This is a genomic window from Actinophytocola sp. NPDC049390 (genome assembly GCF_044466355.1).
Taxonomy (GTDB): domain Bacteria; phylum Actinomycetota; class Actinomycetes; order Mycobacteriales; family Pseudonocardiaceae; genus Actinophytocola.
The window spans coordinates 1,056,363-1,068,824 of record NZ_JBITMQ010000001.1; the positions used below are offsets into that span (position 1 = coordinate 1,056,363).

Here is a 12,462-nt window from a genome sequence, read left to right on the forward strand (position 1 = left end):
CGGTGTGCGCGGGAACGCGACTCGCTATGTCTGGGAACGCGACTCGCGGTGGGGGGTGATGAGGTTCTGGAGTGGCGGGGCGAAGGTGGCCACCGTCTTCTCGGGGGAGAGGTCGGTGACGCCGGGGAGCTTCACCGCCACCCGTACCGCGCCGAGACCCACCAGCTGGGCGCAGATCATCGCGGTGCGGAGCGGGATGTCGGGGCCGGTCAGCCGTGCGGCGAGCGGCTCGGTGAAGTGCTCCTGGAACGTGGCCGAGAAGTGTGTGCCGTTCGGGCGGAACGCGGCCATCACCGCGCGCAGGAACGGGTCGGAGCTGGCGCGGTCGTGCAGGTCGAGCAGCGTGCGGACGAGGTGCTCGCCGAGGTGGTCGAGGTCGCAGTCCAGCAACGCGGTCGCCTCGGTCTCGAACGAGATCGCCTCGGCGAACAGGTTCTCCTTGCTGCCGAAGTACTTCACGATCAGCGCCGCGCTGACGCCCGCGTCCTGGGCGATGTCGCGCAGTCCCACCTCGGCGAACGCGCCCTGCGTGAAGTGCTTCCGCGCGGCCCGGACGATCGCTCGCCGGGTGTCGCCAGCCTCGCCCGGGTCGGAGGCGTGTGCCGTGCCCATGGCGGGAGCCTACTGAACCGCCAGGTCAGCCGTGGTGGTGACGGCGTCGGTCTCCTCGGCCGTGGTGCGGGCGCTGCGCCGGATCACCGCGGTCACCGCCAGTGCGAGGCCCGCGGCGGCGAGGCTCGCCGCCGCGGCCATCCAGTACGTCACCGAGAACCCGCCTGCCGCGGGCACGACCTCGCCGTCCACCCGGATCGTGTACGCGGCGAGGAACGTGCCGCCGACCGCCGCGCACGTGCTCGTGCCGATCGTCCGCAGCAGCGAGTTGAGGCTGTTCGCCGACGCCGTCTCGGTCGCGGGCACCCACGCCATGATCAGCGTCGGCATCGCCGAGAAGCACAGCGCGGTCCCGATCGACAGCACCATCAGCACGACCATCAGCAGCGGGATGTTGCCCGGCCGCAGCGCCTGCGCCACGTTGCCGACGACCATGACGAGCGCGCCGACGAGCAGCGTCACGTGCGCGCCCCGCCGCGCGGACAGCTTCGCCGACAGCGGCGAGAAGAACAGCATCCCGAGACCCATCGGCACCATGCACAACCCGGCGACCATCACCGACACGCCGAACCCGTGCCCGGTCGCCGTCGACGCCTGCAACGTCAACGGTGTCAACATGAAGCTCGCGAACATGCCGACGCCGACCAGGACCGTCGCCGTGTTGGTCAGCAGCACCACCGGGCGGGTGGACGTCCGCAGGTCGACGAGCGGCTGCCGCACCCGCAGCTGGTGGACCGCCCACAGCGACAGCACCACCGCGGACCCGGCGAACAGGCCGATGGTCGCCGGACTGCCCCAGCCCCACGCGCCGCCCTGCGAGACGGCCAGCAGCAAGGTCACCAGCCCGGCGCCGAGCCCGAGCGCGCCGAGCACGTCGAACCGCCCGCCGGACCGCACGGGCGACTCCGGGACGAACACCAGGACCAGTGCCAGCGCAAGCAGTGACACCGCGGTCGCCGCCCAGAACACGGCGTGCCAGTCCAGGGCCTGGGCGATCACCCCGGCCAGCGGCATGCCGATAGCGCCGCCGACGCCCAGCGTGGAGCTCATCGTCGCGGTGCCCGCCATCACCCGGTCCTCGGGCAGCTCGTCCTTGAGGATGCTGATCCCGAGCGGCAGCACGCCGAACGCGGCACCCTGCAGCAGCCGCGCGCCGAGCAGTGACCCGAACGACCAGCTGAGCGCACCGAGCAGCGAGCCGACCGACATGATCGCCAGCGCGACCGCGAGCATCCGGCGCTTGCCGACCATGTCGCCGAGCCGTCCGCACACCGGCGCGCACACCGCCCCGGCGAGCATGGTCACGGTGAGCAGCCACGCGGCGGCGTCCTGCGACAGGTTCATCGTGTGGGAGATCTCGGGCAGCAGCGGCGCCACCAGGGTGTGCATCAGGGACACGGTGACGCCGCACCCGCAGAGCACGACCATGAGCCGACCGGAATGTCCCGGTGAACCTCTGTTCACCACCTGAGTAAACAGCCGTTCACCGCCGCCGGTCAATCGACTGTGACCGACCCCCTCACGCGAACATGGCCGCGGGGCCGACCGGCCTTGTCCCGCGGCCGGCTCGCGGGGCAGGCTGGGCTCATGTCCGAGCACCTGGCCCGCGCCGTCGTGTGGCAGCGCACCGAGGCACCGGTGTTCGTCCTCGCCGCCCTGGTCGACGGCGCGTGGTGGGTGCTGCGCCTCAACGGCTTCCCGGACCACCCGCCGTACACGCTGTTCGTGACCGGCGCGGTGGTGGGCGACATGACGGACCTGCGGACCACGGCCCCGGCGTGGGACCTCGATGTCGCGGCCCGCCCCGCGGTGACCGAGGACGAACGCGCGGAACTCCTGGCACCACTGCACGGCCTCGGCCCGTACGGCAGCGAGAAGGGCCGCCCCTGCGACGGCGACTGGTGCTGCGCCGGTCGGGTCGGCGCGTGATGATGCGGGCGGCGGAGGCGTCGCTCGCCGACGTGGTCCGGACCCGCGTGATGCCCACCGACCTCACGCGGTGGCGCGAGGCCGGTCCGAGTCGGGCCACACGTACGGGAGGTCGCTCGGCACGTCGGGGAAGTGCGGACGGTAGTGGTCGGGGTTCTTCCGCACGAGCGCCGACTGGTGGCTGCGGTGGAAGTCGTCGTCACCGAGCCAGGGCGGCAGGTCGCCCGCGCGGGCCAGCTCCCGTTGCGTGCGGATCCGGTCCACACCTGTCATGCGGCGCAGGTCAGCCCGCAGCGTGACGTGGCAGGTGTCCTGCCTGCCCGTCTCGGACCACACCGCGCAGACGGTCAGCCCGTACCGGGTCAGCGCCTCCTCGTAGCCCGCCCACATGGCGGCGGCCGGGTGGTGGCGCCAGCCGTACCCCGGCACCGTCAGCGCGCGCAGCACCTGGATGGCCTCCACCCGCTGCTTGCCGAGCCGCAGCGGGTCCAGCACCGCGGCGGTGGCGTGGAAGTCCGGGTGGGGCAGGAAGGTCTGCACGGCTTTCGTTCGATTCCGTCGGTGACGTCCGAAACCGGCAGGTACCCGCCCCACGGTGATCGAAACCCGGCCGCGGTGCCGGGTCCCCCGAGTGGGTGGGTCACCCGTCGGCCAGCCACCGCACCTGATCCGGCGTCAGACCCACCTCGAGTGCGCGCAGCGAGCCGCGTGTCTCCGCCAGCGTGCGCGGGCCGATCAACGGGAACGTCGCGAACGGCTGGTGCAGCACGTAGGCCAGGGCGACCGCCGTCGCCGGGACGCCGAGTTCGGCCGCCAGTGCGCGGGCGCGTTCACGCCGCGCGAAGTTCGCCTCACTGTGGTAGCAGCGCGCCACCTCCGCGTCGTCGCGGCCCGCGAAGAAGCCCCGTGCCTGGCTGGACCACGGCAGCAGCGCGAGATCCCGGTCGCGTAGCCACGCCTGGGACGCCGGGTCCGTCACGTGCACGCACCCGTCCCACGGCAGCGCGTACGCCTCGGCCAGGCTGAAGTGGTTGCTCAGCGCGGTGAAGCCGGCCTTGCCGTGCCGGGCCGCGTACGTCCGTGCCTCGTCGACCCGCGCCAGGGTCCAGTTCGAGACGCCGTACGCGGTGACCCTGCCCGCCGCCCGTTCCTCCTCCAGCACGTCGACGAACTCGCCGACCGGGACGTCGAGGTTGTCGCGGTGCATCAGGTACAGGTCGACGTGGTCGGTGTCGAGCCGCGTCAGCGACTCGGCGAGCTGGCGGCGCAGCGACTCCGGGTCGCAGTGCGGCGTGTGCGCGCCCTTGCCGACGACGACCACGTCGTCCCGCACGCCGCGGGCGCGGATCCACCGGCCCAGCAACGACTCCATCGTGCCGTCACCGTAGATCCACGCCGTGTCGAACGTGTTGCCGCCCCGCACCGCGAAGTCGTCGAACATGACCGTCGCGTGCGTGATGTCCCGCTGGTTGTCCACGCCCATCACCAGGCGGGACACCGGTTTGGCGAGGCCGGCGACGGTGCCGGTCGGCATGGCGCGAGGCACCGGCGTGCCGTACGCGGGCGGCACCTCCCGTTCCACCGGGTAGGTCAGGCCGATCGCGTGCCGCCACGAGTCGAGCACCGTCGCGTTGCCCAGGCTGTCGGCCCACGACATCGCCGGGGACTCCCGGTCGGCGAGGTGCTCGGCGACCGAGTCGGCCTCCAGCGCGTACTGCGCCGCGGGCGGCGTCGTGACCTCGTGGACCTCCTCGCCCGCCAGGTGCAGCACGAGCCTGCCCGGCTCGCCCTCCGGCGGCAGCCACGGGTCGGGCACCTCCGCGTACCCCTCGCTCCCGTACACCCACAGCGTGTCGTCGGCGGCGAGGCGCGTGCCGGTGGCCACCTGCGCGACCAGCCCGTCGCCGAAGTCCAGCGTCGCGACCGCCCACTCGTCGACCCCGGTCTCGCCGATTCGGCCCGCGCCGGACACGCCGACCGGGTCGGCGAACGGCAGCCCGCGGGCCGCCCCGGCCACCAGCCGGGCCGCCGACACCGGGTAGCCGCCGACGTCGAGGATGCCGCCGCCACCGAGCTCCGGCGCGAACAACCGACCCGGGTCCATCGGCGCGGCGAACGAGAAGGACGCCCGCACCTGCGTGACCGTGCCGAGCGCGCCGTCGCGGACCAGGTCGGCGAGCACCCGCAGCCGTGGCTGGTGCCGGTACATGTACGCCTCCATCAGGAAGACGTCGTGCGTGCGGGCCGCCTCGACGGCCGCCATCGCGTGCGCCCACGTGATCGCGAGTGGCTTCTCGCACAGGACGTGCTTGCCCGCCTCGGCGGCACGGATCACCCACTCCGGGTGCGCGGGGTGCGGGGTCGCGATGTAGACGGCGTCGACCTCGGGGTCGGCGAGCAGCTCGGTGTAGGAGCCGTAGGACCGGGCGGCGCCGAACTCGGCCGCGAACGCGGCGGCACGGGCGGCGTCCCGGCTGCCGACGGCGACCAGACGGCCGGTGCGGGAGAGCGGCAGCTGCCGGGCGAAGGTGCGGGCGATGCCGCCGGGCCCCAGCACACCCCAGTTCAGTCGGTCCACCATTGTGTCGATCTTACGGTCGGCCCGCGGTGGGTGGACTCGGCCGAGCGGGGTCAGTCCCCGGGCCGATCCAGGTCGGTGTGGCGAGTCGTGAGCGTCTCGGCCAGGGTCGCGAGCTTGATGTTGAGGTCCTGCGAGGTGCGGCGCAGCAGGTCGAACGCCTCCTCGGCGGAGATGCCGCGGCTGCGCATCAGGATGCCCTTGGCCTGGCCGATCACGTCGCGGGTGTCGAGCGCGCGGCGCAGCTGCGTCTCGCGCAGCTCGGCGAGGCGGACGGCCTCGGTGTTCGCGACCGCGAGCGACGCGTGCGTGGCCAGCAGCAGGGCGCGGTCCAGTGACTCCTCGTCGCCGAGCCGGTCCGGCGCGCGGGAGTAGACGTTGAGCGCCCCGGACAGCCGCGGCGGGGTCATGTCCGACAGCAGCGGCGTCGACAGCACGGACCGGTAGCCGCGTGCGGCCGCTGCGGGGCCGAACCGCGGCCACTGGGGCGTGACGGACAGGTCCGGGCTGTGGGTGTACGCGAGGGCGGGCAGCCGGGCCGCGTCGAAGCACGGGCCTTCGCGGTGCTGGTTCTGCAGTTCGTCCAGCTCGCTGCCGACCGGGTCGGACTCGACCGGGGTGTGCAGCTCCCCGTCGGACGAGCGGAGCGTCATGCTGACCAGGTCGGCGTCCGGGAGCACCTCGACGGTCGCCCGGACCACGTCGGTCAGCACGCCTGCGACGGTGTCGGCGGTGAGCAGCGACCGGGCCAGCTGCTCGAATTGGCGGGCCAGCGGACTGGCCGTGACCGCCCCGGCGGGATGCGGCGCCCCGGGCGGCCGCGACGCGAACTCCGTCCTGTCCCGATCCCAGTCGACTTCCGTCATGGTCCACCACTCTCCGTCGTCGGCGGTCAACGCGCAACACAGCCGTACCCGCCGCGCGGACCGGTCACACGACCCGCGGCCGGCGGCTACGCTCGGGAGCGGAGGCCGGACATGACCGATGAGCTGGGCTACTGGTTGTCCGCGTTCGACCTGGCCCCGCGCGCCGCGCTGCCGGGGGACACCGACGTGGACGTGGCGATCGTCGGCGCCGGGTTCACCGGCTTGTGGACCGCCTACTACCTGGCGCGCACGGACCCGTCCATGCGGATCGCGGTCGTGGAGGCGCACGTCGCCGGGTTCGGGGCCAGCGGGCGCAACGGCGGCTGGTGCTCCGCGCTGTTCCCGGCGTCCCCGGCGACCGTGGCCCACCGGCACGGCAGACCCGCGGCGATGGCGTTGCAGCGCGCCATGGAGTCCACTGTGGACGAAGTGGGCCGGGTCGCCGCCGAGGAGGCCATCGACTGCCACTACGCCAAGGGCGGCACGCTGACGCTCGCCAGGACTCCCGCACAGGAGGTCCGGGCCCGCGAACTGGCCGAGGCGGAGACCGTGTTCGGGGTGGAGGTGACCTGGCTGTCCGCCGCCGAGGCACGGGCACGCTGCGGCGCCACGTCGGTCCTCGGCGCGCTCTTCACCCCGCACTGCGCGGCGATCCACCCCGGCCGCCTGGTGCGCGGGCTCGCGGAGGCGGTCGAGCGGCGCGGTGCCACCGTGTACGAGCGGACCCGCGCGCTGGCGCTGCGGCCTGGTGCGGTGGTCACCGACCGCGGCACGGTACGCGCGCCGGTCGTGGTCCGGGCCACCGAGGGCTACACCCCGGGCCTGCCCGGCAACCGGCGCACGCTCGCGCCGCTGTACTCGCTGATGGTGGCGACCGAACCGCTGTCCCCGTCGTTCTGGGCGGACGCCGGGCTCGCCCGCCGGGAGACGTTCACCGACCTGCGCCGGATGATCGTCTACGGCCAGCGCACCGCGGACGACCGGCTCGCGTTCGGCGGCCGTGGCGCGCCGTACCACTTCGGGTCCCGCGTCTCACCCGCGTTCGACCGCGACACCCGCGTGCACCGGGCGATCGAGGCCACCCTCGTCGAACTGTTCCCGGCTCTGGGGCCGGCACCGCCGATCACCCACCGCTGGGGCGGCCCGCTCGGTGTGCCCCGGGACTGGACGGCGTCGGTCGGGTTCGATCCCGCCACCGGTCTGGCGTGGGGCGGTGGCTACGTCGGGGACGGGGTCGGCACCGCCAACCTCGCTGGTCGGACGCTTGCCGACCTGATCACCGGGACCGCGTCGGAGTTGACGGCGTTGCCGTGGGTGGGGCACCGCTCCCGCCGCTGGGAACCGGAACCGCTGCGGTGGCTCGGCATCAACGCGGGACTGCGCCTGACCGAGGCGGCCGATGCTCGCGAGTCTCGTACCGGCCGCCCGTCTCGCGTCGGTGCGCTCGTCGACCGCGCCCTCGGCCACTGAGGTCCCAGCGGCACGGCAGACCCTTCGGTGCGTGGCCGGATGTGCTGATGGGGTCCTTCAGCACAGGTGTCGTGCCTCATCCGGGTGTTGATCACCCGGACGCGCCGGGTAGTGTTATTGACAATGACAATCACTACTGTTTGGCGACGAGTGGACGGGTCGGTGCTCGGGCTCGCGGTCGTCCTGGTCGTCGTCCTGCTGGTTTCCGTGCTGGTGGCGATCGGTCTGGGGCCTGCTGTGGTGGCGCCGGGGGAGACCGTGCGGTACCTGTGGGCCGCGGTCACCGGCGCGGAGATCGGCGTCGACGAGGTGACGCGCTACCAGATCGTCTGGCAGATCCGCACGCCCCGGGTGTTGCTCGCGACGGTCGTCGGGGCCGGGCTCGCGGCGGTCGGTGTCGTGGTGCAGGCGCTGGTGCGCAACGCGCTCGCGGACCCGTTCATCCTCGGCGTGTCCTCCGGCGCGTCGGTCGGCGCGGTGGCGGTGAGCGTGTCCGGGGCGCTCGCGGGGCTCGGGATCTACGCGGTGTCGGCGGGTGCGTTCCTCGGCGCGCTCGGCGCCTCGGTCCTCGTCTACCTCGCGTCCCGCACGGCGGCGGGGATCATGCCGCTGCGGCTCGTGCTGACCGGCGTCGCCATGGCGTTCGGGTTCCAGGCCGTGCTGAGCGTGATCATCTACTTCGCGCCGGACAGCGAGGCGACGAGTGCGGTGCTGTTCTGGACGATGGGTGGGTTCGGTGCCGCGACGTGGGGTGCGCTGCCGGTGGTCGCCGTCGTGGTGGTGGCCGCGCTCGTCGTGCTGCGCCGGTTCGGTCGCGCGCTGGACGTGCTGTCGCTCGGTGACGAGACCGCGGGCAGCCTCGGTGTCGACGCCGCGTCCGTCCGAAGGAGACTGTTCGCGCTGACGGCGGTGGCGACCGGCGCGATGGTGGCCGTCAGCGGCGCGATCGGGTTCGTCGGGCTCGTGGTGCCGCACGTGGTCCGCATCCTGGTCGGCGCGGCGCACGCGCGGGTGCTGGTCGTCGCGCCGCTGGTGGGGGCCGTGCTGATGGTGTGGGTCGACCTGGTGTCCCGGACCGTGGTCGCGCCCAGGGAACTGCCGCTGGGTGCGATCACCGCACTCGTCGGCGTGCCGGTTTTCGTCGTGCTGATGCGGCGCCGCGGGTACCTGTTCGGAGGGCGCTGACGTGGCGGGGCTGAGGTTCGACGAGCTGTCCGTGACCGTGGACCGCCACGTGATCGTCCGTTCGCTGGTGCTCGACGTGCCGGACGGCGCGGTCGTGGGTCTGGTGGGGCCCAACGGTTCCGGCAAGTCCACGGCGCTGCGCTGCGTGTACCGGGCGCTCGCTCCCAGCGGCGGCGCGGTCTGGCTCGACACCGTTGATCTCTGCGCGATGGGCCTGCGGGACAGTGCCCGGCGCATCGCCGCGCTCACCCAGGAGAACGGCGTCGACCTCGACTTCACGGTCGCGGAGGTCGTCGCGCTGGGCCGCGCTCCGCACCTGACGGGCAACCGGCCGCTCGGCGCGCACGACCGTGCCGTGTGCCACGACGCGATGGTCCGGCTCGACGTGCTGCACCTGGCCGAGCGCAGCGTGTTGTCGCTGTCCGGCGGGGAACGGCAGCGGGTGCTGATCGCCCGCGCGCTCGCGCAGGAACCCGAGGTGCTGGTGCTCGACGAGCCCACCAACCACCTCGACCTGCGCCACCAGGTCGAACTCCTCGGCCTGCTGCGGGGCACCGGCCGCACGGCGCTCGTCGTGCTGCACGACCTCAACCTCGCCGCCGTCGCCTGCGACCGGCTCGGGGTGCTCTCCGGCGGTGCGCTCGTCGCGGCGGGACCGCCGGGCGAGGTGCTCACGCCAGAACTCGTGCGCGCGGTGTTCGGGGTGGACGTGACCGTCGTCCGCCACCCGGAGACCGGTGCGCCGCAACTGCTCCACTCGTTGTCCACTTTGGAGGAACAGCTCGATGGCCATCGCTGAGAGAATCTCCGCGCTCCTGCTCGCCACGATCCCGCTCGCCGCGTGCGGGGCACAGGTCGCCGACGACGCGGGCGCGCGGACCGTCACGGTGCCCCGGTGCGGTGAGGAGGTCGAGTACACGACACCGCGGCGGGCGGTGGTGTACGAGGGTGGCAGCGCGGACAAGATGTTCGCGCTCGGCCTCACCGACCACGTGCACGGGTACGTGATGCCGCCCGCGAACCCGCCGGTGTCGGAATCACCGTGGGCGGCCGAGTACGAGAAGGTCGAGTTCCTCGGTGACGACCTGCTCAACAAGGAGCTCGTCGTCGACGCGAAGGCGGACCTCGTGGTGGCGGGCTGGCGGTCCGGCTTCTCCGACGAGCGCGGCATCACCCCGGAGATCCTCGACGGGCTGGGCGTCCAGAGCTTCATGCACACCGAGTCCTGCTACAACTACCCCGGCCACCCGGAGAAGGTGCCGCCGTTCGAGGGCCTCTACACCGACCTGGAACGGCTCGGCCGCATCTTCGGTGTCGAGGACCGGGCGACGGACGTCGTCGCGGACCTGAAGGAACGCGTCGAGAAGGTGAAAGCCCAGGCGCCACAGGGTGATCCGGTCCCGGTGTTCCTGTACGACTCCGGCACCGACCAGCCGTTCACCGCCGGCAACCAGGTGCCGCCGAACGAGATCATCTCCTTCGCCGGCGGCCGCAACATCTTCGCGGACCTCGAACAGCGGTGGACCAAGGTCGGCTGGGAGTCGGTCGTGGCGGCCAAACCCGAGGTGATCATCATCCTCGACTACGGCGACCAGCCCGCCCAGGAGAAGATCGACTTCCTGAGGACCTCACCCACCACCGCGAGCCTGCCCGCCGTGGTCAACGACCGGTTCTACGTCCTCGACTACAACGAGGGCATCAGCAGCCCCCGCAACGTCGACGGGCTGGAGGGTTTCGCCGAGTACGTGCGTTCCCTGCCACGCTAGGCGACAGGCGCGGTTTCGGTGGCGGCCCACGTGGCGAGCCGGGGCTCCAGCGTCCGGTAGAAGTCGGGGTGCAGGGCCATGCCGGTGTGGCTGCTGCGGATCTCGACGCACTCCGCCGACGGGTCCTGGCACAGCCGCCACGGCGCGACCCGGTCCAGCCGCGAGTACACGGCCAGCGCGGGCATGCCGTGCGGAAGGGGTTCCGCCAGCGCGGCGGAGTGGGTGTCGTAGCAGCCGCCGGTGAAGCAGTCGCCGTCGAGCAAGCCGGGAACGCCCCAGGTGGACAGCCGGGTCAGGAACCGGGCGAATCGCACGGCTTTCGGGCTGACGCCGAGCGGGTCGAGCACCGGGCTGCCGACCATCACCAGTCCGCGCACGAGGTCCGGCCTGCGGAGGGCCACCAGCCGGGCGAGCCAGCCGCCGCGGCTCTGTCCCAACAGGACGACCCGGCGGCCGGTGGCCTCCGCGTGTCCCTGCAGGCGACGCTCGATGCGGTCGGCCAGCGTCGTGGTGCACCCCATGTTCAGGCCGGTTCGCGCGCACGCGGGCCGGTAACCCCTGGCACGCAACCAGCTTCTGGTCAGCGTGAGCGTGCTGTCCCCGCAGCCGAACCCGGGTACCAGGAGCACGCCGAGGCCGTCGCCCTGCCGGGTTCGCTGTGTGCGCCAGGCGGAGTCACGCAGCAGCCGGGGCGCCATGCAGGCCACCGCAACGAGCAGCCGCTCCTGCGTGTCGGCTCGCCGCATCAGTCCCCGGATCCGCCCCATCGGCCGCCTCCTTCCGCACGGCACCGGGGTACCCGGCCGTCGGTGCCGCAACCATCGGCCGGGATCACGACGTGACGGTCTCCTGGTGTCCGGTGCGGACACCGCCCGTCGCGGACCGGTTACCGGCATAGTCCATCAGAAGTCGCCGCACGTCCTTCGCGCCCGGGACATGCGGTGCCGGGCCGTTGTCGTCCGGGCGGGCGCGGAACAGGTTCGCGGTCCACTCGGCCACCTCGGCGGGCGGGGGGAGCACGGTCTGTCCGAAGTAGGCCACGACCACCAGGTCGCTGCTGCCGGGGTCCTCGACCGCCGCCGACCACCCGTGCCGTTCGTCCCACAGGAGCGCCACGTCACGATCCGGGTGGGTGTCGAGCCGTTCGTCGAGCGCCAGGTACGCGCCGGCCGGCTCGTCGGCGTGGCTGTAGGAACACTCGCCCCGCAGGCCCAGTGCGAGCCTGACCTGCAGGACGTACTGCTGGAGACCGCGTGCCACCCGGTCGTCGAAGTCCAGTCTTGTCACGGTGTCGCGCCCCTCCGGTCCGTGCGCGGGAATGTGGAGCGCGCCGGCTGCTTGACGCAACGATCTGGTACCCGGACGAGTGGCGTCGTAACCCTTTTCGGTTACGCCTGTCTCGATCAAGCCGACCGGGCGGTAGGGACCTCAGTCGGCAGGGCCGCGCAGCAGCAGCATCGTCCGCAGCACGTGCTCGACGGCGCACGGGAAGGCCGCGCCGCGCAACTCGTCCCGGGTGGCGAGGTTGCGGGAGGCGAACTCGAGCATCCGCTCGGTCCCCAGCCTGCGGACGACCAGCTCGGCGATCTCCTGCAGATCGAGCCCGGGGTGGTCGAGACGCGTGAGGGCGAACTCGATCACCAGCTCTTCGTCCGACATGTCGCCTCCACCACCACCTTATCGGCGTGCGCCACGGAAACCGAAACCTCTGGCACGCTCCCGACGATGTAGGGCGACGAGCATCGACGCCGAACTCGGTCGCCGGCCGATGTGGGCGCGAGCGGAACTGGTTCTTCCACCAGCTGCTGAACAGCGACGTCGACACCTACGAGCGCGTGCGCCCGCTCTGGCGGGAACAGCGGCGGCACATGCGGCTGGCGCGCAAGCTCGACCGCGGTGTCGGCACCGCCATCCGGCACGAGGTGGCGGGCGAGCCGGGCTACCGGGAGCTGGACGCGAAGGCGGGCCGGGAGAAGGACACCAGGCGTGCGGGCAGGGTGCTGGTCCGGTCGATCCGCGTGGCCAGGCAACGGCTCGACCGGGCGCTCGCGGGCGA

Annotated in this window: 13 protein-coding genes; 5 read left to right on the forward strand and 8 right to left on the reverse strand. The window is 72.7% G+C overall.

Annotated features, from left to right (window positions below):
* Positions 1–24: 24 nt before the first annotated feature.
* Together ACIBVP_RS04770 and ACIBVP_RS04775 are read right to left on the reverse strand one after the other, a co-directional pair.
* Complete coding sequence (locus ACIBVP_RS04770; RefSeq protein ID WP_396104598.1) at positions 25–612, reverse strand: TetR/AcrR family transcriptional regulator; 588 nt, start codon at positions 610–612, stop codon at positions 25–27.
* A 9-nt stretch (positions 613–621) separates the two neighbouring features.
* Positions 622–2,040, reverse strand: coding sequence for an MFS transporter (locus ACIBVP_RS04775; protein ID WP_396104599.1), 1,419 nt, complete (start codon positions 2,038–2,040; stop codon positions 622–624).
* Between the two features lie 159 nt (positions 2,041–2,199).
* On the opposite strand from ACIBVP_RS04775, the gene ACIBVP_RS04780 reads away from it, so the two are divergent.
* On the forward strand, positions 2,200–2,541 hold the full coding sequence (locus ACIBVP_RS04780) for a hypothetical protein (protein WP_396104600.1): 342 nt from the start codon (positions 2,200–2,202) through the stop codon (positions 2,539–2,541).
* Positions 2,542–2,604: 63 nt separating this feature from the next.
* On the opposite strand, the gene ACIBVP_RS04785 is transcribed toward ACIBVP_RS04780, so the two are convergent.
* The 3 genes from ACIBVP_RS04785 to ACIBVP_RS04795 form a co-directional block, all read right to left on the reverse strand.
* Complete coding sequence (locus ACIBVP_RS04785; protein ID WP_396104601.1) at positions 2,605–3,081, reverse strand: MSMEG_6728 family protein; 477 nt, start codon at positions 3,079–3,081, stop codon at positions 2,605–2,607.
* 100 nt (positions 3,082–3,181) lie between these two features.
* Positions 3,182–5,122, reverse strand: coding sequence for an aldo/keto reductase (locus tag ACIBVP_RS04790; RefSeq protein WP_396104602.1), 1,941 nt, complete (start codon positions 5,120–5,122; stop codon positions 3,182–3,184).
* Positions 5,123–5,172: 50 nt separating this feature from the next.
* A complete protein-coding gene (locus ACIBVP_RS04795; protein WP_396104603.1) occupies positions 5,173–5,985 on the reverse strand; it encodes an ANTAR domain-containing protein in 813 nt (270 codons plus the stop codon).
* A gap of 111 nt (positions 5,986–6,096) precedes the next feature.
* Between ACIBVP_RS04795 and ACIBVP_RS04800 the strand changes: the two genes are divergently transcribed.
* The 4 genes from ACIBVP_RS04800 (at position 6,097) to ACIBVP_RS04815 (ending at position 10,406) form a co-directional block, all read left to right on the forward strand.
* The gene (locus ACIBVP_RS04800) at positions 6,097–7,455 is read left to right on the forward strand and encodes an NAD(P)/FAD-dependent oxidoreductase (RefSeq protein ID WP_396104604.1); all 1,359 of its coding nucleotides are present in this window, start codon (positions 6,097–6,099) and stop codon (positions 7,453–7,455) included.
* Between the two features lie 123 nt (positions 7,456–7,578).
* The gene (locus tag ACIBVP_RS04805) at positions 7,579–8,640 is read left to right on the forward strand and encodes a FecCD family ABC transporter permease (protein WP_396104605.1); all 1,062 of its coding nucleotides are present in this window, start codon (positions 7,579–7,581) and stop codon (positions 8,638–8,640) included.
* A 1-nt stretch (position 8,641) separates the two neighbouring features.
* Positions 8,642–9,439 carry an ABC transporter ATP-binding protein gene (locus ACIBVP_RS04810; RefSeq protein WP_396104606.1) on the forward strand — a complete coding sequence of 266 codons (798 nt, stop codon included), beginning with the start codon at positions 8,642–8,644 and terminating at the stop codon, positions 9,437–9,439.
* Complete coding sequence (locus tag ACIBVP_RS04815; protein ID WP_396104607.1) at positions 9,426–10,406, forward strand: ABC transporter substrate-binding protein; 981 nt, start codon at positions 9,426–9,428, stop codon at positions 10,404–10,406. The genes ACIBVP_RS04810 and ACIBVP_RS04815 overlap by 14 nt, the downstream gene beginning before the upstream one ends.
* On the opposite strand, the gene ACIBVP_RS04820 is transcribed toward ACIBVP_RS04815, so the two are convergent.
* The 3 genes from ACIBVP_RS04820 to ACIBVP_RS04830 all read right to left on the reverse strand — a co-directional run bounded on the left by ACIBVP_RS04820 (position 10,403) and on the right by ACIBVP_RS04830 (position 12,065).
* On the reverse strand, positions 10,403–11,173 hold the full coding sequence (locus tag ACIBVP_RS04820) for an esterase/lipase family protein (RefSeq protein WP_396104608.1): 771 nt from the start codon (positions 11,171–11,173) through the stop codon (positions 10,403–10,405). The two genes, ACIBVP_RS04815 and ACIBVP_RS04820, sit on opposite strands and share 4 nt — an antisense overlap.
* A 64-nt stretch (positions 11,174–11,237) precedes the next feature.
* A complete protein-coding gene (locus ACIBVP_RS04825; protein WP_396104609.1) occupies positions 11,238–11,693 on the reverse strand; it encodes a DUF6292 family protein in 456 nt (151 codons plus the stop codon).
* Between the two features lie 141 nt (positions 11,694–11,834).
* The gene (locus ACIBVP_RS04830; RefSeq protein WP_396104610.1) at positions 11,835–12,065 is read right to left on the reverse strand and encodes a hypothetical protein; all 231 of its coding nucleotides are present in this window, start codon (positions 12,063–12,065) and stop codon (positions 11,835–11,837) included.
* Positions 12,066–12,462: the final 397 nt, after the last annotated feature.